At 65.0% G+C, this 23,022-nt stretch carries 28 protein-coding genes; 18 read left to right on the forward strand and 10 right to left on the reverse strand.

The window, feature by feature from the left end; translation table 11 throughout:
• The first annotated feature begins 8 nt into the window (after positions 1 to 8).
• From G9408_RS09440 to G9408_RS09455, 4 genes are all read left to right on the forward strand, one after another.
• Positions 9 to 458, forward strand: a complete 450-nt coding sequence (locus tag G9408_RS09440; RefSeq protein WP_168453761.1) for a hypothetical protein — start codon at positions 9 to 11, stop codon at positions 456 to 458.
• 78 nt (positions 459 to 536) lie between these two features.
• Complete coding sequence (locus G9408_RS09445) at positions 537 to 1,817, forward strand: serine hydrolase domain-containing protein (RefSeq protein ID WP_168453762.1); 1,281 nt, start codon at positions 537 to 539, stop codon at positions 1,815 to 1,817.
• 74 nt (positions 1,818 to 1,891) lie between these two features.
• Positions 1,892 to 2,869, forward strand: a complete 978-nt coding sequence (locus G9408_RS09450) for an NAD-dependent epimerase/dehydratase family protein (protein WP_168453763.1) — start codon at positions 1,892 to 1,894, stop codon at positions 2,867 to 2,869.
• On the forward strand, positions 2,857 to 3,537 hold the full coding sequence (locus tag G9408_RS09455; RefSeq protein ID WP_168453764.1) for a glutathione S-transferase family protein: 681 nt from the start codon (positions 2,857 to 2,859) through the stop codon (positions 3,535 to 3,537). The genes G9408_RS09450 and G9408_RS09455 overlap by 13 nt, the downstream gene beginning before the upstream one ends.
• Before the next feature lie 99 nt (positions 3,538 to 3,636).
• Here the strand turns inward: G9408_RS09455 and G9408_RS09460 are convergent, their stop codons facing one another.
• Positions 3,637 to 4,155: a sterol desaturase family protein gene (locus tag G9408_RS09460; protein WP_168453765.1), complete on the reverse strand. Its 519-nt coding sequence runs from the start codon at positions 4,153 to 4,155 to the stop codon at positions 3,637 to 3,639.
• Positions 4,156 to 4,394: 239 nt separating this feature from the next.
• Between G9408_RS09460 and leuC the strand changes: the two genes are divergently transcribed.
• From leuC to G9408_RS09500, 8 genes are all read left to right on the forward strand, one after another.
• The gene (leuC, locus tag G9408_RS09465) at positions 4,395 to 5,825 is read left to right on the forward strand and encodes a 3-isopropylmalate dehydratase large subunit (RefSeq protein ID WP_168453766.1); all 1,431 of its coding nucleotides are present in this window, start codon (positions 4,395 to 4,397) and stop codon (positions 5,823 to 5,825) included.
• Between the two features lie 25 nt (positions 5,826 to 5,850).
• The gene (locus G9408_RS09470; protein ID WP_168453767.1) at positions 5,851 to 6,699 is read left to right on the forward strand and encodes an N-acyl homoserine lactonase family protein; all 849 of its coding nucleotides are present in this window, start codon (positions 5,851 to 5,853) and stop codon (positions 6,697 to 6,699) included.
• A 1-nt stretch (position 6,700) separates the two neighbouring features.
• A complete protein-coding gene (gene leuD, locus G9408_RS09475; RefSeq protein WP_168453768.1) occupies positions 6,701 to 7,294 on the forward strand; it encodes a 3-isopropylmalate dehydratase small subunit in 594 nt (197 codons plus the stop codon).
• Positions 7,295 to 7,304: 10 nt separating this feature from the next.
• A complete protein-coding gene (locus G9408_RS09480) occupies positions 7,305 to 8,300 on the forward strand; it encodes an NADPH:quinone oxidoreductase family protein (protein ID WP_168453769.1) in 996 nt (331 codons plus the stop codon).
• A 68-nt stretch (positions 8,301 to 8,368) separates the two neighbouring features.
• Complete coding sequence (locus G9408_RS09485; RefSeq protein WP_328804426.1) at positions 8,369 to 8,578, forward strand: DUF167 domain-containing protein; 210 nt, start codon at positions 8,369 to 8,371, stop codon at positions 8,576 to 8,578.
• Positions 8,579 to 8,653: 75 nt separating this feature from the next.
• Complete coding sequence (locus tag G9408_RS09490; RefSeq protein WP_168453771.1) at positions 8,654 to 8,941, forward strand: hypothetical protein; 288 nt, start codon at positions 8,654 to 8,656, stop codon at positions 8,939 to 8,941.
• Between the two features lie 32 nt (positions 8,942 to 8,973).
• The gene (locus tag G9408_RS09495) at positions 8,974 to 9,225 is read left to right on the forward strand and encodes a type II toxin-antitoxin system ParD family antitoxin (protein WP_168453772.1); all 252 of its coding nucleotides are present in this window, start codon (positions 8,974 to 8,976) and stop codon (positions 9,223 to 9,225) included.
• On the forward strand, positions 9,218 to 9,517 hold the full coding sequence (locus tag G9408_RS09500) for a type II toxin-antitoxin system RelE/ParE family toxin (RefSeq protein WP_168453773.1): 300 nt from the start codon (positions 9,218 to 9,220) through the stop codon (positions 9,515 to 9,517). The genes G9408_RS09495 and G9408_RS09500 overlap by 8 nt, the downstream gene beginning before the upstream one ends.
• A gap of 30 nt (positions 9,518 to 9,547) precedes the next feature.
• On the opposite strand, the gene G9408_RS09505 is transcribed toward G9408_RS09500, so the two are convergent.
• From G9408_RS09505 to sdhC, 4 genes are read right to left on the reverse strand one after another with little or no spacing between them, the layout of a single operon-like run.
• Positions 9,548 to 10,177, reverse strand: a complete 630-nt coding sequence (locus G9408_RS09505) for a hypothetical protein (RefSeq protein WP_168453774.1) — start codon at positions 10,175 to 10,177, stop codon at positions 9,548 to 9,550.
• Positions 10,174 to 11,988 (reverse strand): succinate dehydrogenase flavoprotein subunit, encoded by a 1,815-nt coding sequence (gene sdhA / locus G9408_RS09510; RefSeq protein ID WP_168453775.1) that lies wholly within the window; start codon positions 11,986 to 11,988, stop codon positions 10,174 to 10,176. Before sdhA ends, G9408_RS09505 begins: the two co-directional genes overlap by 4 nt.
• A 1-nt stretch (position 11,989) precedes the next feature.
• Entirely contained in the window at positions 11,990 to 12,391 is a 402-nt protein-coding gene (sdhD, locus tag G9408_RS09515) for a succinate dehydrogenase, hydrophobic membrane anchor protein (RefSeq protein ID WP_168453776.1), read from the reverse strand.
• Positions 12,391 to 12,834, reverse strand: coding sequence for a succinate dehydrogenase, cytochrome b556 subunit (gene sdhC, locus G9408_RS09520; protein WP_168453777.1), 444 nt, complete (start codon positions 12,832 to 12,834; stop codon positions 12,391 to 12,393). Before sdhC ends, sdhD begins: the two co-directional genes overlap by 1 nt.
• A 206-nt stretch (positions 12,835 to 13,040) precedes the next feature.
• On the opposite strand from sdhC, the gene G9408_RS09525 reads away from it, so the two are divergent.
• A complete protein-coding gene (locus G9408_RS09525; protein WP_168453778.1) occupies positions 13,041 to 13,424 on the forward strand; it encodes a hypothetical protein in 384 nt (127 codons plus the stop codon).
• Between the two features lie 319 nt (positions 13,425 to 13,743).
• Here the strand turns inward: G9408_RS09525 and G9408_RS09530 are convergent, their stop codons facing one another.
• On the reverse strand, positions 13,744 to 13,971 hold the full coding sequence (locus tag G9408_RS09530; protein WP_137870819.1) for a hypothetical protein: 228 nt from the start codon (positions 13,969 to 13,971) through the stop codon (positions 13,744 to 13,746).
• Between the two features lie 22 nt (positions 13,972 to 13,993).
• Positions 13,994 to 15,109 (reverse strand): alanine dehydrogenase, encoded by a 1,116-nt coding sequence (ald, locus tag G9408_RS09535; protein ID WP_168453779.1) that lies wholly within the window; start codon positions 15,107 to 15,109, stop codon positions 13,994 to 13,996.
• A 159-nt stretch (positions 15,110 to 15,268) separates the two neighbouring features.
• Here ald and G9408_RS09540 point away from each other — a divergent pair, with 159 nt between their 5' ends.
• The 4 genes from G9408_RS09540 to G9408_RS09555 all read left to right on the forward strand — a co-directional run bounded on the left by G9408_RS09540 (position 15,269) and on the right by G9408_RS09555 (position 19,058).
• A complete protein-coding gene (locus G9408_RS09540; protein WP_210423305.1) occupies positions 15,269 to 15,742 on the forward strand; it encodes an Lrp/AsnC family transcriptional regulator in 474 nt (157 codons plus the stop codon).
• A 126-nt stretch (positions 15,743 to 15,868) separates the two neighbouring features.
• Positions 15,869 to 17,221: a methyl-accepting chemotaxis protein gene (locus tag G9408_RS09545; RefSeq protein ID WP_168453780.1), complete on the forward strand. Its 1,353-nt coding sequence runs from the start codon at positions 15,869 to 15,871 to the stop codon at positions 17,219 to 17,221.
• A 169-nt stretch (positions 17,222 to 17,390) separates the two neighbouring features.
• Positions 17,391 to 18,083, forward strand: coding sequence for an SDR family NAD(P)-dependent oxidoreductase (locus G9408_RS09550; protein WP_168453781.1), 693 nt, complete (start codon positions 17,391 to 17,393; stop codon positions 18,081 to 18,083).
• Positions 18,084 to 18,086: 3 nt separating this feature from the next.
• Positions 18,087 to 19,058 carry a 50S ribosomal protein L11 methyltransferase gene (locus G9408_RS09555; protein ID WP_168453782.1) on the forward strand — a complete coding sequence of 324 codons (972 nt, stop codon included), beginning with the start codon at positions 18,087 to 18,089 and terminating at the stop codon, positions 19,056 to 19,058.
• 98 nt (positions 19,059 to 19,156) lie between these two features.
• On the opposite strand, the gene phhA is transcribed toward G9408_RS09555, so the two are convergent.
• Entirely contained in the window at positions 19,157 to 20,032 is an 876-nt protein-coding gene (phhA, locus tag G9408_RS09560) for a phenylalanine 4-monooxygenase (RefSeq protein ID WP_168454095.1), read from the reverse strand.
• A 25-nt stretch (positions 20,033 to 20,057) separates the two neighbouring features.
• On the reverse strand, positions 20,058 to 20,687 hold the full coding sequence (locus G9408_RS09565) for a Crp/Fnr family transcriptional regulator (protein ID WP_168453783.1): 630 nt from the start codon (positions 20,685 to 20,687) through the stop codon (positions 20,058 to 20,060).
• Between the two features lie 100 nt (positions 20,688 to 20,787).
• Between G9408_RS09565 and G9408_RS09570 the strand changes: the two genes are divergently transcribed.
• Complete coding sequence (locus tag G9408_RS09570) at positions 20,788 to 21,663, forward strand: sterol desaturase family protein (RefSeq protein WP_168453784.1); 876 nt, start codon at positions 20,788 to 20,790, stop codon at positions 21,661 to 21,663.
• Here the strand turns inward: G9408_RS09570 and G9408_RS09575 are convergent.
• The gene (locus G9408_RS09575) at positions 21,660 to 23,012 is read right to left on the reverse strand and encodes a PepSY-associated TM helix domain-containing protein (RefSeq protein WP_168453785.1); all 1,353 of its coding nucleotides are present in this window, start codon (positions 23,010 to 23,012) and stop codon (positions 21,660 to 21,662) included. The genes G9408_RS09570 and G9408_RS09575 overlap by 4 nt on opposite strands.
• Positions 23,013 to 23,022 lie beyond the last annotated feature (10 nt).

Genomic DNA, 23,022 nt, shown 5'->3' on the forward strand with positions numbered 1-23,022 from the left:
AAACGCGCATGTCTGACGTCGCCGCCAACCCCGGTTCGACGTGGCTGCTGATCGGGGGCGGGCTGTCGGTTGTGGCGGCGCTGCTCCATATCGCCTGCATTTTTGGCGGCCCCGACTGGTATCGTTTCTTTGGCGCGGGCGAGGGCATGGCGCGCGCGGCGGCGCGGGGTGACTGGACCCCGACGCTGATCACCCTGGCGATCGGCGCAGTGCTGCTGATCTGGGCTGCCTACGCCTTTTCGGGCGCTGGCTCACTCCCGCGCCTGCCGCTGCTGCGCACCGGGCTGGTGACGATCACCGCCATCTACCTGATCCGCGGTCTGGTCTTTGTGCCGCTCCATCTGTGGCGGCCGCAACACAGCGACGCTTTCGCGATCTGGTCGTCGGCGATCGTTCTCCTCTATGGGACAGTCTATGCTATCGGTACGGTCAAAGCCTGGCGTTATCTGACGGCCTGAGCCCCTCCGGGGGTGACGACGGGGGCAGCAGCGGCTAAGTCGGCGGCAACTATGAGGTCGCAGCTCAAACCCGTTTCCATGTCGCGCGTCATCCTGATCCTGATTGCGGTGACCGCATTGGGATTTTCGGGCTGGTTCGGGATTCATGCGATCGGCGGGAAGCAGCCGCTCGCCAGCGTTCCCATCCCGATGACCGCGCCGGAAAACCTGCCACAAACTCCCGCACAGTGGCGCGGGCGGATCGACTATCGCGCGCTCGACCGGCAGCTCACCGACCTTGCGCAGCGGCCCGAAATGGCAGGGCTGGCGGTGGCAGTCGTCGAAGACGGCGAGCTGCGCTTTGTCCGCGCCTATGGTGTATCGGACGTATCAACGGGGGCGCCGGTGACTGCGCAAACGCTGTTCCGCTGGGCTTCGGTTTCGAAAACCACGACCGGGGTGATGGCGGCGGCGCTCGCGAAAGACGGCACCCTCGATCTCGACCGCCCGATCGCGGACTGGCGCACGTCGCTGCGCCTGCCCCGCGGCGCCGAGGCACAGGTAACCTTGGACGACCTGCTCGCCCAGCGCACCGGGCTCACCAAAAATGCCTATGACGAGAAGCTGGAGGAAGGGCAGAACCCGGCGCAGATCCGCACCGACCTCGCTGCGGCGCCGCTGCAATGCGACCCCGGCACGTGCCATACCTATCAGAATATCGCTTTCGACGCGGCGACCGAGATTTTGACCGCGGCGGCGGACAAGCCCTTCACCAATGCTGTCGAGGACCGCTTTTTCCTGCCGCTTGGCATGATCAGCGCGGGTTTCGGAATGGAGCGACTGACCGGCGCTGCCGACTGGGCCAAGCCGCATCGCGGCCATCGCGTGCTCCCCGTCAAGGAGGCCTATTGGCGCGTTCCCGCCGCCGCCGGGGTCGAAAGCGACATCGTCGATTTCGCCAAGTGGATGCAGGCGATGATGGGCGCGCGCCCCGACGTGCTGCCGCAATCGGTGTTGCAGCTCGCCCACCGCCCCCGCATCGGCACCGCGAAACTCTATGGGGGTAATTTGCGCCAAGCGATGGGCGATGCCGCCTATGGGCTCGGCTGGCGCAGCTTCAGCTATGGCGGCCACCGGCTCGAAGGCCATTCGGGCGCCGTTGCGGGTTACCGCGCGACGATGATTTTCGAACCTGCGACGCGGACCGGCGTCGTCGCGATGTGGAACAGCGACTGGGGCTTTCCCTTCCGCATCCCGTTCACGGTGATCGACAGCTATCACAAGCGCGGCGACGCGGGGTGGCTGGATCTCAGCGAGCTACCGCCCGCGCCGGGCATCGCCGCGGCCCGGACCCCGGCTGTCGCGGCTGTGAAAGGCTGAAGCGCGCGACTTGGTTGCGTTCCGGACCGCTGCTTGAGTAAAGCGCGCGTCCAGGAGCCAGAGGAGAATCATCGATGCGCCTGCTGCTGACCGGATCATCAGGCTGGCTCGGGCGCTATCTTGCTCCGTTGCTCAGCCAGAGTGGGTATGAAGTTACTGGCATCGATGTCGTTCCCGGCGCCCACACGCAGGTAATCGGCACCGTCGCCGACCGCGCGCTGATCGACCGGACGATGGGCGAGCATGGCATCGAAGCGATCATCCACGGCGGTGCGCTGCACAAACCCGACATCGTCCGCTATCCGCGGCAAGCCTTTATCGACGTCAATGTGACCGGTACGCTGAACCTGATCGAAGCCGCGGTCGCAGCGGGCAATGATCGCTTCCTGTTCACCTCGACCACCTCGCTGATGGTACGCGCCGACGTCCGCGCGCGTGCGGGCGACGCGGGCGCGTGGTGGATGGACGAGGATTTCGGTCCGCTGGAGCCGCGCAATATCTATGGCATCACCAAGCTCGCCGCCGAGCAGGCCTGCCGCCTTGTCCACCGGGAGCATGGTATCAATGTCGCGATCCTGCGCACCGGCCGCTTCTTTCCCGAGGATGACGACACCCATGCAGTGCCGAGCGGACCTAACCTCAAGGCGAACGAATTGCTCCACCGCCGCCTGACGGTGCAAGATGCGGCGGCCGCGCATCTTGCCGCACTGGAAGCCGCGCCAACGATCGGCTGCGACACCTTCATCCTCTCTGCGCCGCCGCCGTTCGGGCGCGAGGACGCCGCCGAACTCGCCCGCGACGCGCCCGCGGTCATCGCGCGCTATTATCCCGACGCCCCCCGGCTTTATGCGCACGCGGGCTGGGTGCTCCCCGACCGGATCGAGCGCGTTTACGACCCGTCGCGCGCCGAACGTCGGTTCGGCTGGCGGGCGCGGACCGATTTTGGCAGCGTGCTGACGGCACTCGCCAAGGGGGGACCGCTGCCCATCGCACACGACCCGGCCTACACCTCCCCCATCGTCCGTCAGGAGCGCGAAGCATGTACGAGTTGATCACCGCGAACCGCAATTATTCCAGCTGGTCGCTGCGTCCGTGGGTGCTGATGACCGCGCTCGGCATCGCGTTTCGCGACCGGGTGGAGCCGTTCACAAAGCCTGCCAATTACGAGGATTTCCGCAGCTTCTCGCCGACCGGACAAGTGCCTGCGCTGCTCCACGAAGGGCGCACCGTATATGACTCGCTCGGCATCACCCTCTATCTCGCCGACCGGCACGCGGGGGTGTGGCCGACCGACCCCGACGCGCGCGCCTGGGCACAATGCGCCACGGCCGAAATGCACAGCGGCTTTGCGGCGCTGCGTAACGATTGCACGATGAACGTAGGGGTCCGCGTGACGCCCAAGCCGATGTCCGAGGCGCTTCAGGCCAATGTCGCGCGGATCCGCGAGCTGTTCGAGGAGGGGCTGACGAAGTTTGGCGGTCCCTGGCTCGCCGGGCCGGATTTCACCGCGGCCGACGCCTTTTTTGCGCCGGTCGCGTTCCGTATCCGCACCTATGGCCTCGACGTCGGCGCCGGGCAGGCGTGGGTCGATCAGATTCTGGCGCACCCCGCGATGCTGGAATGGGAAAGGCAAGCGCTCGCCGAAAGCTGGCGCGAGGTGGGGCATGAGGAAGAATTGCGCGCGTGCGGCGCGATTACCGCGGATTACCGGACGGGTTAGAAGCCCCGTCGCCCCCCGCGAAGGCGGGGGCCGCCAGCGGTTTACGCGGCGAAGAGGTATCAGGCGGCCAGCGGCCCCCGCCTTCGCGGGGGGCGACGGTCAATCCACCAGCGCCTCGCGCACGACCGCAATCCCGGCTTCGCGCTGCACCTTCAGCTCCGCCTTCAACTTCGCCGGATCGCGCGCAAAGACGAAACCAAAGCTGACCCCGCCCTCCTTACCGATCGTCGCATGGTGCAGCTTGTGCGCCTGCACCAGCCGCTTGGCATAGCCGCGCCGCGGCACCCAGCGGAAATAGCGCTGATGGACCAGCCCGTCGTGGACGACGGTATAGATGATGCCGTAAATCAGCACCCCCAGCCCGATCCACGTCCCCGGTTCCCAAGCATCGGCGCCCATGATCATCGGGCTGCCCACCGCGAACATCGAAATGCTCAGTGCTGCACCGAACAGTCCAAAAAGATCGTTTTTCTCGAAGATCTTGTCATGCGGTTCGTGATGGTCGCGGTGCCAGGCCCAGCCAAAACCGTGCATGATATATTTGTGGGATGCCCACGCGATGAATTCCATGGCGACGACGGTGGCGAGGATGAGTGCGAGGATGGCTGGGAGCAACATGGGATGAATATAGGCATGCCCAGCCGGTCACGCTACTCCGTTCCCTGTTCTCTCGCCTCTGCCTGTCATCCCGGCGAAGGCCGGGATCTCGCCCCCCCGTCTATCCGTGAGGGAGAGATCCCGGCCTTCGCCGGGATGACGACAAAAGAGTGTCGGTCGGGGCGACGAGGGACGACCGAAAATTGCGTTTCTTATCGCCACCAGCTTGCAAAGTTGTGCCGCTGATCTAAGGCAACCGCATGACTCGGCCCCGCACCCTGTATGAGAAAATCTGGGACGCTCATGTTGTCGAACAGCGCCCCGACGGTACCTGCCTGATCTTCATCGACCGCCATCTCGTCCATGAAGTCACCAGCCCGCAGGCGTTTGCCGGGCTACGCGCCAGCGGGCGCACGGTGCGCCGCCCCGACCTGACGCTGGCGGTGCCGGACCACAATCTGCCGACCACCCCGCGCAAAGATGCCGCGGGCCAGCGCCTGCCCATCGCTGACGCCGAAAGCGCGGCGCAGCTTGCGGCGCTGGAAACCAACGCCCCCGCATTCGGCATCCGCTACATCGACGCGGTTGCGCCCGAACAGGGGATCGTCCATGTCGTCGGCCCCGAACAGGGGTTCTCGCTGCCCGGCACAACGATCGTCTGCGGTGATAGTCACACCGCGTGCCACGGCGGCATCGGGGCGCTCGCCTTCGGCATCGGCACCAGCGAGGTCGAGCATGTGCTGGCGACGCAAACCCTGCTGCTCCAGCCCGCGAAAACCATGGAAGTGCGCGTCGAGGGCGAAGTCGGCCCGGGCGTGACCGCCAAGGACATCATCCTCCACATCACCGGGGTCATCGGCGCTGCAGGCGGCACCGGTCATGTCATCGAATATACCGGCAGTGCGATCCGCGCGCTCAGCGTCGAGGGCCGCCTGACGGTCAGCAATATGGCGATCGAGGGCGGCGCGCGCGCCGGGCTGATCGCGCCCGACGACGTGACCTTCGCCTATCTGAAGGGCCGGCCCTATGCACCGAAGGGCGCCGATTGGGACGCGGCGGTCGCCTATTGGACCAGCCTCGCGACCGATCTGGGCGCAACCTATGACAAGACCGTCGTCATCGATGCCGCCGACATCGCGCCCAGCGTCACTTGGGGTACCAGCCCCGAAGACGTGGTGCCGATCACCGGCACCGTTCCCGCGCCCGACAGCTTCGCCGATCCGTCGAAGCAGGCGGCGGCGGCGAAATCGCTCGCCTATATGGGCCTCGAGCCCGGCACCCGGATGCAGGATGTCGCGATCGAGAATATCTTTATCGGCAGCTGCACCAACAGCCGCATCGAGGATCTGCGCGCCGCCGCCGCCGTGCTGAAAGGGCGCCACAAGGCGGCGGGGGTCAAATGGGCGATCGTCGTCCCCGGATCGGGGCTGGTGAAGGCGCAGGCCGAGGCCGAGGGGCTCGATCGCATCTTCACCGACGCGGGGCTGGAGTGGCGCGAGCCCGGCTGTTCTGCCTGTCTCGGCATGAACCCCGACAAGGTGCCCGCGGGCGAACGCTGCGCCAGCACCAGCAACCGAAATTTCGTTGGTCGCCAGGGTCCGGGCAGCCGCACCCATCTGGTATCGCCCGCAATGGCGGCGGCGGCGGCGGTCACCGGGCGGCTCACCGACGTGCGCGAACTGATCGACTGAACGTGAAAAGAAGGAGCGGATTGGCATGATCTGGAAAGCGATTGCATCGGCCGCAGCGGCATTGGCGCTGGCGACGCCCGCCCTGGCGCAGGACAAGCCCGCCGCTGCGAAGGTGAGCCTGACCCGGCTCGATTGCGGCACGGTGCGCGTCAACCGGCTCAATGCCTTCTCGGACACCCAAGCCTATCCAGGGCAAAGCCGCGACCTGACCGTCGGCTGCTACCTGATCCGCCACGGCGATCAGCTGATGCTATGGGATCTGGGCCTGCCTTCGGCGCTGAAGGGCGCGGCGTTCACCGCGACGGGCGACATGTCGGCGTCAGTTAACCACACCCTCGTCGAACAGCTGGCCGAACTTGGCATCACGCCGGGCGACATCGACGTCGTCGGTATCAGCCATTTCCATTTCGACCATATCGCCCAGCTTCCCGATTTCCCCGGCGCAAAGCTATACATCGGCAAGCACGATTGGGATTTGCTTACCCAGAACCCACCACCCGCATTTGTCAATCCGACCCCTTTCACGCACTGGATCAGCGGTGGCGGCAAGGTCGAGCCGGTGGCGCGCGATCAGGACATTTTTGGTGACGGCAGCGTCGTGATGCTCGACATGCCCGGCCATACTCCGGGTCACCACAGCTTGCTGGTAAAACTGGCGGGAATGGGGCCGGTGCTGCTCACGGGCGATCAGGCGCATTTTCAGGAAAATTACGACAGCGAAGGCGTGCCGACCTTTAACACCAACCGCGCCGACACGTTGGCGTCGTTCGACCGCTTCAAGGCGCTTGCCAAAAATCTGAAGGCAACGGTGATCATCCAGCACGAACCGCGCGATGTCGGCAAGCTGCCCGTTTTCCCCAAGGCCGCCGAATAGCATGGCCCCGATCGAAAAAGTCGAGGGCCGCGCGATCCCGTTCGGGCTGAAGAATGTCGATACCGACGTCATCATTCCGGCCAAATGGCTGAAAACGATCAGCCGCGAAGGGCTGGGCCGGGGCGCGTTCGAGACGCTGCGCGCCGACCCCGACAATCTGTTCGACAACCCCGAATTTGCGGGCGCGCCGATCCTGATCGCGGGCGACAATTTCGGTTGCGGGTCGAGCCGCGAACATGCCGCCTGGGCGCTCGGCGACCTTGGCATCCGCGTTGTGATCGCGCCGAGCTATTCGGACATTTTTTCGGGCAATGCGGTCAAGAACGGCATCCTGCCCGTGGTGCTGCCGCAAACGGCGATCGACCGGTTGATGGAGGTAGCGGCGACCGATCCGATCCATGTCGATCTCGACACCCAGACGGTGACGACGCCGTTTCAGGACCGCTTCCGCTTCGACATCGACCCGTTCCGCAAGATGTGCCTGCTGAATGGGCTCGATGAGATTTCACTGACCGAAAAAAGCGAAACGGCGATCGCCGCACATGAGAAAAAAATGGCGACGGACCAGCCCTGGCTGATCCCCGCGACACCATGAGGAGAAGATGATGAAGGCTCTCTTGTCGACCGCCACCGGCGGCCCCGAAACGCTGGCGCTCGGCGAACTGCCGCGGCCGACCGCAGGCGCCGGCCAGATCGTCATCGACGTCAAGGCCTGCGCGGTCAATTTCCCCGACACTTTGATCATCGAGGATAAATATCAGTTCAAACCTGCGCGCCCCTTCGCGCCCGGCGGTGAGGTTGCGGGCCTGGTGGCCGAAATCGGCGAAGGCGTGACCGGGTTCAAGGTCGGCGACCGCGTCATCGCGGGCTGCGGCAATGGCGGCATGGCCGAAGCCGTCGCGGTCGGTGTCCACAATGTCTATCACCTGCCCGAAGGCCATGACTTCGCCGAGGGCGCCTCGCTGCTGATGACCTATGGCACCAGCATCCACGCGCTGGTCGATCGCGGCCACATCCAGGAAGGCGACACTTTGCTCGTGCTTGGCGCATCGGGCGGCGTCGGCATCGCGGCAGTCGAGCTGGGCAAGGCGTTCGGCGCGCGCGTCGTCGCGGGCGTGTCGAGCGAAGAAAAGGCCGAAATCGCGCGGCAGGCGGGCGCCGATGAGGTCGTCATCTACGGCCGTCAGCCGTTCGACAAGGACCAGTCGAAGGAGCTCGCGAACAAGTTCAAGGAAGCCGTCGGACCGGGCGGCGCCAATGTCATCTATGATGCCGTCGGCGGCGACTATGCCGAACCCGCGCTGCGTTCGATCGCGTGGGAAGGCCGTTATCTTGTCGTCGGCTTCCCCGCCGGCATTCCGCGCCTGCCGCTCAACCTGACGCTGCTCAAAAGCTGCGACGTCGCCGGGGTGTTCTGGGGCGCCTTTGTCGCGCGCGAGCCCGAACGCAACCGCGCGCATGTCGCGCGCCTGTTCCAGCTGTGGGAACAGGGCAAGATCAAGCCGCGCGTGACCGGCACCTATCCCCTCGCCGACGGCGGCCAGGCGATTGCCAAGCTCGGCGACCGCAGCGCGGTCGGCAAGCTGGTCATCACGATCTGAAATATCGGCCCGATCCCGCGCTGACGGCGGCGCTGCGCGCTCTCGCGGCGCCGACGGGACGGCTGGAGGTGCGAGTGACGCCGGGCGCCGGACGCGACGACGTGACGATCGACGGACCCACCGTTCGCCTGCGCGTCACGGCACCCCCTGCCGACGGTGCCGCGAACGAGGCGGTCATCGGCCTGCTCGCTGCGGCGCTCGGCCGCCCGCGCCGCGACCTGACCCTGCTGCGCGGGGCGACGGCACGGATCAAACTGATCGCTATCGCGCCTGATTGATCGGGGCGAATTAACGGTTTCGCAGGGGCTGTGCCCTATGACTGACCACAGGACTATCTTGGTCAGGGTACAACCATGGCGACTCGCCGCGTAAAGGCTGACGAAAGTAACGCGAGCATCGCGAATATTTCGCGCACCCGCCGCGCGCAGCTGGTCGCCGAGTTCGAGGGCGAACTGGGCATCGATTACAAGGCCCGCGCCAAGGCGGCCGAGGCCGAACGCCGCTGGCAAGCCCGCAAGACCTTCATCGTCTGGACGATCGCGCTGATCTTTTTCAGCATCGCGTGCCAGAAACTGTGGATCATGGGTCAGGACGTCGACCGGCCCTTCTCGGACGTCAACCTGTTCGATAGCTGGTTCTAGACTGCGTTACCAAATTTTGGTAACCTCAGGCCATGGCAATCAAGAACACCTCGGTCGCCTTGGGCGAACCCTTCATCCAATTCGCCAAGCGTAAGGTCGAATCGGGCGAGTTCGCGACGACGAGCGAAGTCGTCCGCGAAGCGATGCGGCGTTATATTGCCTATGATGATCGGGTAGAGGCGCTTCGGCGCGAAATTCAAAAAGGCATCGATAGCGGCCCTCCGCAGCCATTCGACTGGGATGAATTCATGGAGCGAAAGTTCGGCCCCGAAAACGATGCGTAGCATCGTCATCCGCCCCGAGGCCGCGGCAGATATCGAAGACGCCGCCGATTACACTACCGAACAATGGGGCCGCGATCAGGCCCGTCGCTATATTGGCGATATTCGCAAGGCGATCGAACGTCTCACCATCGACGGCCTGCGCTATCCGGAAGAAACAGCAGCCTATCCGGGTTTACGACGAATGCGCAGCGGGCATCACCTCATCTTCTTCCTGATCGACGACGACAAAGTCGACGTCGTTCGCGTGATGCACGAGCGCCGCGATGCCGTCAGGCATTTGACAGATCAATGAATTGCAGATCCAGCAGCTGGGGCGCGTTGACTACCCGGGCGATCGAGAGTCGGTGGACCACGTCACTTTCTGTTTTTCGCCCTCAACGTCGAAAACAACGATGTTTTTACAAAACCTTGCTTCCAACCAAGGATTATGACCACAAGTGTAGGCGATTAGACGGTGATCGGAGGTCAACACAGCAGATGCCCTATAGGGACTCTTCTTCTTTCTTGTTGAATAGTATAATAATTCCCGCGAGCTATACTCAACAGCCCGATAGTGAAGCTCCAAAAAATCAAGAATCTTCTGTTCCGATGTCCTAGGGTCTAATGCCACAACAAGATTGTTGGTAAAATCTGCGACAGGACAATCGGTTCCGTTCCAAAAAACCAACCAGGAACTGCGCGCTTTCCCAATAATCTTGTAGCGGTCGAGAAACCGTTCAACGCCAGCGAGCTGTATCGTCAAACCGTTCTCATTGACCCCATGATCGCGCAAATGATCAGCGGCCGCGCATAGAATATCTGACTTATCAGCCCCTGCTCTGGCAGCGACAAAAAACATACGCTCTGCACGGCGACTGTCTTTCGGATGAACGGCAAATGGCGCAGTCTCGAAAGCGAAGCCTCCCTTTAGAAGACGTCGCCATTCTTCGTCGGCAGTTTCCGGTTGCCTCAATAAACCCGCGCCTTCGGCTTGATATACTCGACGTCGTCCGACAGCGTATATTCGTGGACCGGGCGGTAATCGAGGCGGACGCCGCCGCCCTTGCCGCCCCAACCGTCGAACCACGCCACGGTGTGCTTCATCCAGTTCGCGTCGTCGCGGTTCGGGAAATCTTCGTGCGCATGGGCGCCGCGGCTTTCCTTGCGGTTGTGCGCCGAGTGCATCGTCACCGTCGCCTGGCTGATCAGATTATCGAGCTCGAGCGTTTCGACAAGGTCGGTGTTCCAGATCAGGCTGCGGTCGGTGACGCCGATGTCGTTCATCCGCTGATAGGTTTTGGTCAGCTTTTCCTTGCCCTCGGCCATCAGCTCGTCGGTACGGAACACCGCGGCGTGCGCCGACATGGCGCGCTGCATTTCGGTGCGGATTTCGGCGGTCGGCGACCCACCCTTGGCATAGCGGAAATGGTCGAGGCGGCCGAGTGCCAGGTCGGCGCTGTCGGCGGGTAGCGGCTGCTGCGCCGCGCCGGGCTTGATGATGTCGCGGAGGCGATGCCCGGTGGCGCGGCCAAAGACGACGAGGTCGATCAGGCTGTTCGACCCGAGGCGGTTCGCGCCATGCACCGACACGCACGCCGCCTCGCCGACCGCGAACAGGCCGGGGACGACGGTGTCGGGGCCGTCCTTGCCGAGCGTGACGACTTCGCCATGATAGTTACAGGGGATGCCGCCCATATTGTAATGGACCGTCGGCACGACCGGCAGCGGCTGGCGAGTCAGGTCGACGCCCGCGAACACCTTGCCGCTTTCGGTAATCCCGGGCAGCCGCTCGGCCAGCACCGCGGGATCGATATGATCGAGGTGCAGGAAGATATGGTCGGCGTGCGGCCCGACGCCGCGGCCTTCGCGGATTTCGAGCGCCATCGAACGCGACACGACGTCACGCGACGCCAGATCCTTCGCCGACGGGGCATAGCGTTCCATGAACCGCTCGCCTTCGGAATTGGTGAGATACCCACCCTCGCCGCGCGCGCCTTCGGTGATCAGCACGCCGGCACCATAAATGCCGGTCGGGTGGAACTGGACGAATTCCATGTCCTGCAGCGGCAGCCCGGCGCGCAGCACCATGCCGCCGCCGTCGCCGGTGCAGGTATGCGCCGAGGTCGCGGTGAAATAGCTGCGGCCATAACCACCGGTTGCGAGCACGACGGCCTGGCTGCGGAAGCGGTGGATGCTGCCGTCGTCCATACACAAGGCGATGACGCCGCGGCAAACCTTGCCGTCGGGGCCGTCTTCCATGATCAGGTCGAGCGCGAAATATTCGATAAAGAAGTCGGCGTCATATTTCAGCGACTGCTGATACAACGCGTGCAGCATCGCATGGCCCGTACGGTCAGCAGCCGCGGCAGTGCGCTGCACCGGCGGGCCTTCGCCCATATTCTGCATATGGCCACCGAACGGACGCTGATAGATGGTGCCATCGGCATTGCGGCTGAACGGCACGCCGGCATGTTCCAGCTCGTACACCGCGGCGGGTGCCTCGCGGACCATATATTCGATCGCATCCTGATCGCCGAGCCAGTCCGACCCCTTGACCGTGTCGTACATGTGCCAGGTCCAGTGGTCGGGCGAATTATTGCCCAGACTGGCCGCGATGCCGCCCTGCGCCGCCACCGTGTGGCTGCGCGTCGGGAACACCTTGGTGATGCACGCAGTCTTCAGCCCCGCTTCCGCCGAGCCCATCGTGGCGCGCAGGCCCGAACCCCCGGCGCCGACGACGACGGTGTCATAGATATGGTCGATAATCTTGTAAGCGTCGGTCATCTCACATGCCCCCCGGGCCGGCCGTCACGGGCGCAAGCGCGATCCGGGCGATCGTGAAGATCCCGTAGGCGCCGCCGCCGATGGCGTAGAAATTGAGCAGGACGAGCGCCAGCAGCAGCATCGGCCCGTGGACATAATCCTCGATCAGCACCTGCAGCCCCAGCCGCAGATGCCAGAATACGCTGACGACCATCAGGATCAGCGCCAGCGCGACCATCGGGTCCGACGCCCAGCGCAGCACCGCGGCATGATCGCCGAGCGGCAGGCGGATCAGCGACACGAACAGGAAGCTGACGAGCAGGATGTTACCGAGTGCGGTCAGCCGCTGTTGCAGCCAGTGCTGCGACCCGTGCCCCGACGAGCCAAGCCCGCGGACCTTTCCGAGATGCGTGCCGTCGCCCATCAGAGTGCCTCCGCCATGATATAGAGCCAGGTCGCGGCGGTCGCGAATACGCCCGCGGCGATCACGACGGTCGACCACAGCTTGTTCGATTTGAGTTCATAGCCCGCGCCAGTGTCCAGAACGAAGTGGCGCAGCCCCGAAAACAGGTGCTGGAAAAATGCCCAGGTCAACCCGACAAGGACGATCTTGCCCAGAATATTGGTGATCTGGTGAAACAGGCTGATTTCGGGGCTGGGATCATGCCAGATGCACGCAACGAACGCCGCATAAGCCTCCGGCCCCGCCGCGATCGCGCCCAGCCACCACAGGAACAGCCCCGCGCCGACGATAGCCAGCCCGTCACCGCTCGCGCGGTGCAGGATCGACACCGCCATATGCGGCCCCCATTTATACACCTGCAAATGCGGTGCGCGCGGGCGCGCGTTCGGTTCGTTTCCAGCCATATCAGCCCCGTTCCTGACTCTGTTCGGTCGATGCGCGCCGGTTTAGCGCGGCGCGCGCGATATGCAATTGCTTAGGGTCGGTACCCGTCAAATTCCCGCGCGCGTTTGACGGCGCCGTCGCGGCCCCACGCTTGCCCTGAAACCCTTAGGCGATAAGGTAGCGGATGAGCGCCGGGTCGCGCACCAGAAGCTAAGGGAGTCCGATCGTGATCGCCACGCTGGCGGCTGCTTGGCTGGCCGCATTCTCCGCCGCTCCGGCGCAAGTCGACGCTGGCGAAATCGTCGTGACCGCGCGCAAGCGGTTAAAGGAATGGCGCGGAACGATGCGGATGAGCGGCAAAGGATATGGCTGCCGGACCCGCAAGAGCAGCGGCGATCCCGAGATCGACGCCATCGCCTGCCGCGCGATGGCGCGGTGCATGACGAGCCTCAAGCCCCGGATGGACGCCACCGCCGCCAGCAAGCCTCCGCGAAGCGAACGCGCCGCGATCAATCGGGCCTTCAGCAAGGAGGCGGGCGACTGTTTCCAGAAAGATTATGACGCGGCGGTCGCCGAGCTCGACGCGCGCCGCGATGCCGCGCGGGAATAGGGCAAGATAGCGGCGCGTGAAATTGAGCGCGCATTAGACCGAAACGACCGGTGCTAGATTCTGTCCTGTTCAAACTGATCTGTAGCCCTGAGCTTGTCGAAGGGCGCTTCTCGGCGAGAAGCGCCCTTCGACAAGCTCAGGGATACGGTGACTTGATTCAGCCTGAGCAGGACAGACCCTAGCGGTCGCCCCCACGCTGGCGGGGGCCGCTGTCGGTTTACTCAGCAGCGCAGGAATGGACAGCTAGCGGCCCCCGCCTGCGCGGGGGCGACGTTGCCGTGGTGGCACCTCCCCACCCCCAATCGGTGGTTTCGCCGCCTTACTTGATCTTGTCGCGGTTCGCGTAAAGCAGCGCCGCGATCACCGCCGCCGACCCGATCCCCAGCCCCGCCGCCGCGGCCGTTTTCCAGCCGCGCTTGCCGCCCTTTGCCGCGGCTTCGGCGGCGTCGGCGGCTTCTTTCTGCTGGCGCTGTTCGCGCGCGGCGCGCAGCACTTCATTTTCCTCGGGTGCGTCGTCGTGCGGCGGCGGGGGAGTCTGGTCGGTCATTCTTGCACCTATGTCCTTGTTATCAGGCGAGTGCCTGCTCAACAGGCACATAATCGGTTCCGATCGCTTCCGCTACGGCTTCGAACGTCACCTTACCATTCCAGACGTTCAGACCCTGCGCAAGATGCACGTCGCGCTTCAGTGCTTCCTTCCACCCCAGGTCGGCGATGCGCAGCGCGTGCGGCAGTGTCACGTTATTCAGCGCATAGGTGCTGGTGCGTGCGACCGCACCCGGCATGTTGGCGACCGCATAGTGGACGATGCCATCGACGACATAGGTCGGTTCGGCGTGCGTCGTCGCGTGGCTCGTTTCGAAGCAGCCGCCCTGGTCGATCGCGACGTCGACGAGCACCGAGCCTGCCTGCATCGTCGCCAGCATGTCGCGGGTGACGAGCTTGGGCGCTTCGGCGCCCGGGATCAGCACCGCACCGATGACCAGGTCGGCCTCGGCGACGCATTCGGCGAGGTTGGCGCGGTTCGAAAAGCGCGTCTTGGCACGCGATTCAAAGAAGGTGCCGACGCGTTCGAGCACTTCGGGGTCGCGGTCGAGGATGGTGACGTCGGCGCCGAGGCCCGCCGCCATCTGCGCCGCGTTGAAACCGACGACGCCGCCGCCGATCACGCACACCTTGCCCGGCGCAACGCCGGGAACGCCGCCCAAAAGCACGCCGCGGCCGCCATGCGCCTTTTCCAGTGCGGTCGCGCCGGCCTGAATCGACATGCGCCCTGCAACCTGGCTCATCGGCTTCAGCAGCGGCAGGCCGCCGTGCGGGCTGGTCACGGTTTCATAAGCGATGCACACCGCACCCGATTTCATCAGATCGCGCGTCTGGTCGGGATCTGGCGCGAGGTGGAGATAGGTGTACAGGATCTGCCCTTCGCGCAGCATCGCGCGCTCGCCGGACTGCGGTTCCTTGACCTTCACCACCATGTCGGCGGTCGCGAAAATTTCCTCGGCGGTCCGGACGATTTCGGCGCCCGCTTCGACATAGAAACGGTCGTGCGCCCCGATGCCTTCGCCGGCGCCGGTCTGCACCAGCACGCGGTGGCCGTGCGCGCTGAGTTCGCGGGCGCTTTCGGGAGTCAGCCCGACGCGATATTCGTGATTCTTGATTTCCTTGGGGGTGCCGATGATCATTGTCGCTCTCCATTGGTTCGCCGCCGGTCGCGCTGGTCCGGCGCCGCGTCGTTCATGGCCTGCCTAATAGCAGTTTTGGGGCGCGAGGTGCTTGCATATCGTCGCTGGTTTCGCGACAAACGCGCACAAATCACGCGCCAAACTGATCAAGGACGCACAATGATTGATCGAATCGACCGCAAGCTTCTCGACATGCTGCAACGCGGGGGGCCGCGCCCCGCCGCCGAACTGGGCGAAGCGGTCGGACTGTCGGCGTCGGCGTGCCACCGCCGCATCCGCGCGCTGGAGGCGGCGGGCATCATCACCGGCTATACCGCGCGCCTCGCCCCCGATCGCATCGGCCTGGGGCTTGACGTGTTCGTCGACATCAGCCTGACCTCGCAAAGCGAAGAGGCGCTGACCGCGTTCGAAAGCGCGGTCAAAAGCTTCGACGAGATCCTCGAATGCCAGCTGCTTTCGGGTGCCTCCGACTACCGACTGCGCGTCGCGGCGCGCAACGTCGCCGATTTCGACCGGCTTCACCGCCACTGTCTGTCGCGCCTGCCCGGGGTCGCCGCGATGCACAGCGCCTTCGCACTCCGCACGATCAAGGCGTTCGAGGGATATCCCGTCCCTGCCAGCGAAGCGTACTAGCCGCGAAAATCGCAGCGCTGGTTAACGCGCAATTTACCAAAAGCACCGCATAGCCCGGTCCTATGTTTTGCGGACGACAGGCGGGCGGCAGACTCGCGCGTCGGGATCGATCAGGGAAGCAGGATCATGGTGAAGGATAATCCGATTCATAAGCAGCAAATCGACCCGATTTCGATGGCCGACCGCTTCCCCTATTACGACCTCGACGGTCAACTTGCCGCGCACGCCACCGAGATTCATTCGATCATCACCGGCCGCGAGGACGCCATTGCGCGCGCCTATTGGGATGCGTTCAACGCGCTACCCAGCGTTGAACGCGCGGTCGAAGGCGAATTGCTCGAATCCTATGTGCGCGGCAGCGCGCGCCACACCGAGACCAAATATGCCGATGCCGCCGGACAGGAAGTGGCGACGATCGCCTGCCAGAACGCGCATATGGCGCGCCGGGTCAAACTGCCGCTCGCGTCGGTGATGTCGTGCATCGCCGAAAGCCAGCGGCTGACGATCGAATATGTTGTCGCTGCCTGCATCGACGATGCGCCGCGACTCGTGCGGCTGACGAGCGCGATCAACCGGCTGGCGCTGCTCGAATTCGACATCATGCAGCGCTATGCCGAAAAGCTCGACCGCGCGGTGATTTCCAGCGAACGCCAGACGCTCGCGGGCGATTTTGACCGCTCGATCGCCTCGCTGGTGCAGGACACCGACGGGGTGCGCGAGCAATTGGCCAAGCAGGCCGCTTCCGCCGATCAGGCCGCCAAGGGCATGATCGCCAAGACCAGCGAAGTCGCCGCCGCGTCCGAACAATCGGCGATGGCGATGCGCGAAGCCGCTTCGACCGCCGCGGGCCTGATCCGTGCTATCGAAGATGCGCGCAGCGAGGTCGAGGCATCGGCCAGCGTCGCCACGCGCGCTTCGGAACAGGCGGGCGAAGCCGTCGCGATGTCCGAAACGCTGTCGCACCACGCCGAATCGATCGAGTCCATCTTGGGACTGATCCGCGAGATCGCGGGCCAGACCAATTTGCTCGCGCTCAACGCCACGATCGAGGCGGCGCGCGCCGGCGAATCGGGCCGCGGCTTTGCCGTCGTCGCGCAGGAAGTCAAAAGCCTCGCCAATGAAACCGCACGCGCGACCGACGATATCGCGGGCAAGATCACCGCGATCCAGCAGGCGACGCGCGGATCGGTGAGCGCCAACCAGTCGATCCAGCAGACGATCGTCGAGGTCCAGCGCTCGGCGCAGCGCATCCGCGACGCGATGGACGCGCAGGCGCAGACCGTCACCTCGATCACCGCCGCGGTCGATGAAACCGCGCTTGCCGCCGACAGCATGTCGTCGACGATCGCCAGCATCCGCAACGATTCGGGGATGGTCGCGAACGAAATCAGCGTGCTCAGCCAGGAATTTGGCAAGATGGGCGGGCGGTTGCAGCAGTTGGAACAGGCCGCGAGCGAGTTCAGCCGCCGGGTGGCGTAAGGGCACAAATTTGATCCGTTCGTGTCGAGCGAAGTCGAGACACGCGAGGCCATGCACAAACGCAACGTGTCCCGACTTCGCTCGACACGAACGGAACGAGGAAAGTCCTGACGCTATTGGTCGCGGTTTGGCGGTTGGACTGCCGCCATTGCATCGCTAAAGCCGCTCCATGCAAACCCACATCCTGATCACCGGCGCCAGCCGCGGCATCGGCGCCGCGATCGCCGCCGCGCTGACCTCGGACGCCACCAGGACGGTCGCGCTGTCGAGCGCCGATGGCGACATTGGGGACCCGGCAGTCCCGGCCCGTCTGTGGCAACAAAGTATCGACCAACTCGATGGCCGCATCGATGTGCTGGTCAACAACGCCGGAATCTTTGAGGCCAGCCCGCTCGATGACGACGATGCCGTCTGGCTCGCCAGCTGGAACCGCACGCTCCAGGTCAATCTGACGGCCAGTGCAGACCTCTGCCGCCGCGCTGTCCTCCACTGGCAGGCGCGCCAGGCGACAGGCCGCATCGTCAATATCGCCAGCCGCGCCGCGCACCGCGGCGACAGCCCCGCGCACTGGCATTATGCCGCGTCGAAGGCCGGAATGGTCGCGATGACCAAGACGATCGCGCGCGCCTATGCCGCAGAGGGCATCCTCGCCTTTGCGATTTGCCCGGGCTTCACCATGACCGGCATGGCGGACGATTATCTCGCCAGCCGCGACGGTGACGCGCTGCTCGCCGACATTCCGCTCGGCCGCGTCGCAATGCCGGAGGAGGTCGCCGAAATGGCGCGCTGGTGCGCGCTCGATGCCCCCGCGTCGATGACCGGCGCCGTGCTCGACGTCAACGGCGCCAGCTATGTGCGCTGAGCGATGAGCTGGATCGTCTCCCTCCCCTGCACCCGCGCCGAGGCCGAGGCGCTGTCGGGCGAAATTCCTGAACTCGATGCGCTGCCCGAGGCGCCCGTCGTCGTCACGCGCGAAATCGACGAGGATAAGGGGCTGTGGCAGCTCGACGCCTATGTCGATGACAAGCCCGACGCGGCGTTGCTGAGACTGCTCCAGTCGCTCGTGCCAAGCGCTAAGGGAGTGAAGCCCACCGCCGAACAATTGCCCGAGGAGGATTGGGTCACACTGTCGCAGCAGGGGCTCGAACCGGTGCAGGCGGGGCGCTTTTTCGTCCATACGAGCAGCTACGCCGACCGCATTCCGCCCGGCACCACGCCCTTTCTGATCGACGCGAGCCAAGCGTTCGGCACCGGCGGCCACGACACGACCGCGGGCTGCCTCGCCATGCTCGACCATCTCGCGCGGCAGGGCGCCAGCCCGCGCAATATCGCCGACATCGGCACCGGCACCGGGCTGCTGGCCTTTGCGGCGATGGCGCTGTGGCCGCGCGCGCGGGCGATCGCTTCGGATATCGATCCGGCGAGCATCTTTGTGACCCGCGACAATGCCGGCATCAACGGCGTCCCCTTGGGACGCGGTGGCGGGAGGCTGGCGCTCGCGGTCGCGCCGGGAACCGACCATCCAGCGATCCGTCACCGCGGGCCTTATGATCTCGTGATCGCCAACATCCTCGCGGGGCCGCTGATCACCCTCGCCCCCGACATCGGCGTCGCCACCGCCCCCGGCGGTCATGCGATCCTCGCCGGGCTGATCGCGCGCCAGATGGAACCGGTGCTGGCTGCCTATCGCGCGCAGGGTTTCCGCCTCGCCGCGCGCGGCGGCAGCGCCGAATGGCCGTGCCTGCTCCTCGTCAAGCGCCGCCGCTACGGCTGGCGCCGCAAGGAACGCGCCTTCCACCGCGCCGACCCGGCGGACGCGAGTTTCGGCAGCTGGTGAGCAGATCGCGAATTTTCCGTTCGTGTCGAGCGAAGTCGAGACACGCATGAGTGGCGCAAGACTTCGGAGTGTCTCGACTTCGCTCGACACAAACGGGTTCAGGCGATTTGCTTGCCTAAAGCATATTCCTGCGTACCGCGCGTGATCACCGCATCACCCGGCAGGATGTCGGCAATCGCGATCGGCGGCAGCGCGTCATTCGCGGCGTAGAGCGGCGCAAAATCGGTGTTCACCGTCGTATCAAGCAGCTGATCGAGGCTGTCGATGACGAAATAATTCTGCTGGAAATCGTCGATCCGATAGTCCGTGAGCATCACGCGCGCGAGGTCGAAACCGATGCGATTGGGGCTGTCGCTGTCGAGCGCGAACACGCTTTCGGCATAGGAGGAGACGATCCCGGCGCCATAGATGCGCAGACCGCCCGCCTCGCGGATCAGCCCGAACTCGACCGTGTACCAGTAAAGCCGCGCCAACTGTTTCAGCGCATCGAACTTCAGGCTGCGCAGCCCACCCTCGCCATAAGCGACCATATAATCGGCGAACACCGGGTCGGCGAGCATCGGGACATGGCCGAACACGTCGTGGAACACGTCGGGTTCCTGAAGGTAATCGAGCTGCTCGGGCGTGCGGATGAAATTGCCCGCCGGGAAACGCCGGTTGGCCAGATGGTCGAAAAAGACGTCGTCGGGAACCAGCCCCGGCACCGCGACCACCTGCCACCCCGTCGCATCCATCAACCGCGCGTTGAGCTCGCGATAATCGGGAATCCCCGGCTTTTCGAGCCGCAGCACGTCGATCCCGCGCAGAAACGCCTCCGACGCGCGCCCCGGCAGCATCGCCGACTGGCGTGCGAACAGCTTGTCCCACATCGCATGTTCGTCGGCGGTAAAGGCGTCCCAATTTTGCGAAATTGTCCAGTCGGCCGCGGCACCCGGCGGCGGCGTTTCGTGGACATGGGTAAAGCCGTCTTTCATGGGAATCATCTAGCATGAAAAAGTTTCAAATGAAACCGTCTCGACCGGGCCGCAGCAGCCGGATCTGGCCATAGCCGCGTTCGACCTCCCCGGCCCCGGCCAATATACGTAGCGCCGCACCCAGCGTCACCCGCGAAACGCCGAGCAGATCCGCAAGCTGCTGCTGCGTCGCGGTCACCCGCTCGCCCCCGGCGCTTTCGCGCGCCATCGTGCGCAGCAGGCCGAGCAGGCGGTCGGGGGTCGACAGCCGCCGCTCGGCGTCGATCGTGTCGAGCGTCGCCGCAAGCTGACGCGACAGGCTCCGCAGCAACAGCTCGGCCCAGCCAACGTCGGCGGCCATCAGCTGGCGCAGCAAGGAGCGGTCGATCGCCACCAGCCGCGCCGGACCGCTGGCGAGCGCATCGACTTGACGCGGCACTCCCGTGAAAAAGGCTAGCTCGCCGAACAGGTCGCCCGCGCCGAGCACGCCGAAATGCGTAAATCCGCCGTCAGCTGCAAAGCGCCCGACGGTGACATGGCCCTCGACCACTGCCCAGAATTCCTGACCCGGATCGCCCTGATACTGGATAAACTGGCCGTCGGCGAAATCGCGCACCCGCGCGCGCGCCGTCAGCTGCGCCAGTTCGCGCGGCGACAGCGTCGAGCGTTCGGCCATCGCAAATTGATAAGTTCTTTGCATTTCGAGGCGCGACACTGTGGCAAACAGCGGGGCATGGCAAGCAACGACTTGTCACTGGCCATGGGAGTGCCGCGACATGTATCTGACCACCGCCCAGTCGAGCGCGATCGTCGCGGCGATCTTTCTCGGCTTCTGCCTCATCGAGCTGATCCGCACCCGCCTGTTCGCGAAGGACGAGCAGGCGCGCCACGACGGGATCATCGAAATCATCAGCACCTTCATGCTGCTGATCGTTACCCAGCCGACGATCCTGCTGGTGGTCGGCGCGCTCGGCCACCGTTTCTTTCCGCAATATGAGGGGGCGCTTGCGAACGCGCCCTTCCTCGCCGCGCTCGCGCTCTTCCTCGTGTTCGAGGATATGATGCAATATTGGTGGCACCGCGCGAGCCACAGCTTTGCGTGGCTCTACAACCTCCACCGCGCGCACCATAATGCGCGCTATATGAGCGTACGGCTCGTCTATCGGAACAACATCATCTATTACGCGATGATGCCGAGCATCTGGTTTGCGGGCGTGCTCGTCTATCTCGGGCTCGGCTGGTTCTATGCGGGTTATCTGGTGGTCAAGATGGCGGTGATCATCGGCGCGCACAGCGATGTCGCGTGGGATGCGCCGCTCTACCGGATCAAGGCGCTGTCGCCGCTGATGTGGGTGGTCGAACGCACGATCAGCACCCCCGCGACGCACCACGCGCACCACGGCCGCCACGCCGATGATCCGGCGGTGAACTACAAGGGCAATTTCGGAAACCTGCTATTCTTCTGGGATGTGCTGTTCGGCACCGCGAAGATCACGCGGCACTATCCGGCGAGCTATGGCGTCGAAAATCTGCCGCCAGCGACGCTGGGGCAGCAGCTCCTGTGGCCGATCTTTCCCGAGAATAAGGACATGAACGCACACATCCCCGGCGCCGTGCCGTCGGCGCCGGGGACGGCGGCGGCAACAACCTAGACCGCGACTCCGAGCCAGCGCGCGGCGCGCGGCAGGCGCGGGAGCAACAGCCGATCGACGACCCATAGCAAGATTAGCGACGCGGCGAGCAACGGCAGCAGCGCGGCGAGCAACAGGATGATCGCAGCCACGCCTTTGAGCTTCGCCGGGTCGCGTGGCAGCGGCGGGGCGCCCAGCGCGTCGTTGGGCTTGCGGCGGCGCCACATCAGGAAACCCGACACCGCTAGCGTCATCAGCATCAGCGCGGTGAGGACGCCGATCAGCTCGCTGACGATCCCGAACAACGCGCCTTCATGCCAGGCGATGCCGATGCCGACGATGCGGTCGATGACATGTTTGTCGGCAAAGCCGCTGCGCGACACCTCGATCCCGGTGACGACGTCATAGCTCACCTTGCGCACCTGCGGGCGGTTCTGCGTCTGGGTGGTCAGCGTCCATGTATCGCCATTGGGCGGCCCGAACATGTTCGGCGCGCCCGGCGGCTGGATAATCACCGGCGCGGGCAGATTTTCGTTTTGCGCGCGCAGGACGATGCGGTCGAGCGGGACGCGCGGCGCATCGCCGACCGCGGCTGGCGCGGGCATCGCTTTTGCCATCGCACTGTGGTCATGCGCGGCATGATGACTGGCGTCACCGCCGCTTTTCCAGTCCTGCGCGCCCTGCACCCACCCCATTTCGGCACGCACGGCGCGAAAGCCCTGCGCCCAGACATCGGTCCACGGCAAGGCGGTGAGTAGCAACACCAGCGCCAGCCCCGACACCCAGAACCCGGTCACGGCGTGCAGGTCGCGCAGCGCGGTGCGGCCGCCGAGCGACAGGCGCGGCCACACGACCCCTGCCCCCCCGCGCCCGCGCGGCCACCACAGGTACAGGCCGGTCAGGATCATCACGATCGCCCAGCTCGCCGCCAGCTCGACGATGATCCCGCCCGCGCGCCCGATCAGCAGGCTGCCGTGGATTTTCGCCAGCCACGCCGAAATCCGGTCGTCGGGATTGGCCGATCCGATCACCTCTCCCCGCGGCGCCACCGCCACATCGCGCATCGTGCCGCTTGGCAGCCCGACATGGACGATCGCTGCATCGCCCGGCGCCTCTGGCACGCGGTAATAGTGAAAGCTCGCGCCCGGAAAGGCGGCGAGCGCCGCCGCCACCTGCGCATCGGCATCGATCCGCTCGGCGACCGGCAGGCCGCGCCATTCTCGCTCCTGCCACCGGTCGAGCTCAGGCTTGAACAAATAGGCCGCCCCCGTCACCGACAGCAGCAGGATGAAGGGGATGACCAACAGCCCGGCATAAAAATGCCAGCGCCAGATCGTGCGATAGAGCGGAATCCGGTTGATGTCGGTCATCCCCTGTCCC

Origin of the sequence: Sphingopyxis microcysteis, from assembly GCF_012274265.1 — a bacterium.
GTDB lineage: Bacteria > Pseudomonadota > Alphaproteobacteria > Sphingomonadales > Sphingomonadaceae > Sphingopyxis > Sphingopyxis microcysteis.

Coding starts and splice junctions, on each gene's coding strand:
- G9408_RS09545 (WP_168453780.1), top strand. CDS start 15,869: ATGGTGAAGGATAATCCGATTCATAAGCAGCAAATCGACCCGATTTCG.
- G9408_RS09455 (WP_168453764.1), top strand. CDS start 2,857: ATGTACGAGTTGATCACCGCGAACCGCAATTATTCCAGCTGGTCGCTG.
- G9408_RS09575 (WP_168453785.1), bottom strand. CDS start 23,012: ATGACCGACATCAACCGGATTCCGCTCTATCGCACGATCTGGCGCTGG.
- G9408_RS09570 (WP_168453784.1), top strand. CDS start 20,788: ATGTATCTGACCACCGCCCAGTCGAGCGCGATCGTCGCGGCGATCTTT.
- G9408_RS09490 (WP_168453771.1), top strand. CDS start 8,654: ATGGCGACTCGCCGCGTAAAGGCTGACGAAAGTAACGCGAGCATCGCG.
- G9408_RS09555 (WP_168453782.1), top strand. CDS start 18,087: ATGAGCTGGATCGTCTCCCTCCCCTGCACCCGCGCCGAGGCCGAGGCG.
- G9408_RS09495 (WP_168453772.1), top strand. CDS start 8,974: ATGGCAATCAAGAACACCTCGGTCGCCTTGGGCGAACCCTTCATCCAA.
- G9408_RS09565 (WP_168453783.1), bottom strand. CDS start 20,687: ATGGCCGAACGCTCGACGCTGTCGCCGCGCGAACTGGCGCAGCTGACG.
- leuC (WP_168453766.1), top strand. CDS start 4,395: ATGACTCGGCCCCGCACCCTGTATGAGAAAATCTGGGACGCTCATGTT.
- G9408_RS09500 (WP_168453773.1), top strand. CDS start 9,218: ATGCGTAGCATCGTCATCCGCCCCGAGGCCGCGGCAGATATCGAAGAC.
- leuD (WP_168453768.1), top strand. CDS start 6,701: ATGGCCCCGATCGAAAAAGTCGAGGGCCGCGCGATCCCGTTCGGGCTG.
- G9408_RS09450 (WP_168453763.1), top strand. CDS start 1,892: ATGCGCCTGCTGCTGACCGGATCATCAGGCTGGCTCGGGCGCTATCTT.
- G9408_RS09445 (WP_168453762.1), top strand. CDS start 537: ATGTCGCGCGTCATCCTGATCCTGATTGCGGTGACCGCATTGGGATTT.
- G9408_RS09550 (WP_168453781.1), top strand. CDS start 17,391: ATGCAAACCCACATCCTGATCACCGGCGCCAGCCGCGGCATCGGCGCC.
- G9408_RS09480 (WP_168453769.1), top strand. CDS start 7,305: ATGAAGGCTCTCTTGTCGACCGCCACCGGCGGCCCCGAAACGCTGGCG.
- G9408_RS09540 (WP_210423305.1), top strand. CDS start 15,269: ATGATTGATCGAATCGACCGCAAGCTTCTCGACATGCTGCAACGCGGG.
- sdhA (WP_168453775.1), bottom strand. CDS start 11,988: ATGACCGACGCTTACAAGATTATCGACCATATCTATGACACCGTCGTC.
- sdhC (WP_168453777.1), bottom strand. CDS start 12,834: ATGGCTGGAAACGAACCGAACGCGCGCCCGCGCGCACCGCATTTGCAG.
- ald (WP_168453779.1), bottom strand. CDS start 15,109: ATGATCATCGGCACCCCCAAGGAAATCAAGAATCACGAATATCGCGTC.
- sdhD (WP_168453776.1), bottom strand. CDS start 12,391: ATGGGCGACGGCACGCATCTCGGAAAGGTCCGCGGGCTTGGCTCGTCG.
- G9408_RS09460 (WP_168453765.1), bottom strand. CDS start 4,155: ATGTTGCTCCCAGCCATCCTCGCACTCATCCTCGCCACCGTCGTCGCC.
- G9408_RS09530 (WP_137870819.1), bottom strand. CDS start 13,971: ATGACCGACCAGACTCCCCCGCCGCCGCACGACGACGCACCCGAGGAA.
- phhA (WP_168454095.1), bottom strand. CDS start 20,032: ATGAAAGACGGCTTTACCCATGTCCACGAAACGCCGCCGCCGGGTGCC.
- G9408_RS09440 (WP_168453761.1), top strand. CDS start 9: ATGTCTGACGTCGCCGCCAACCCCGGTTCGACGTGGCTGCTGATCGGG.
- G9408_RS09470 (WP_168453767.1), top strand. CDS start 5,851: ATGATCTGGAAAGCGATTGCATCGGCCGCAGCGGCATTGGCGCTGGCG.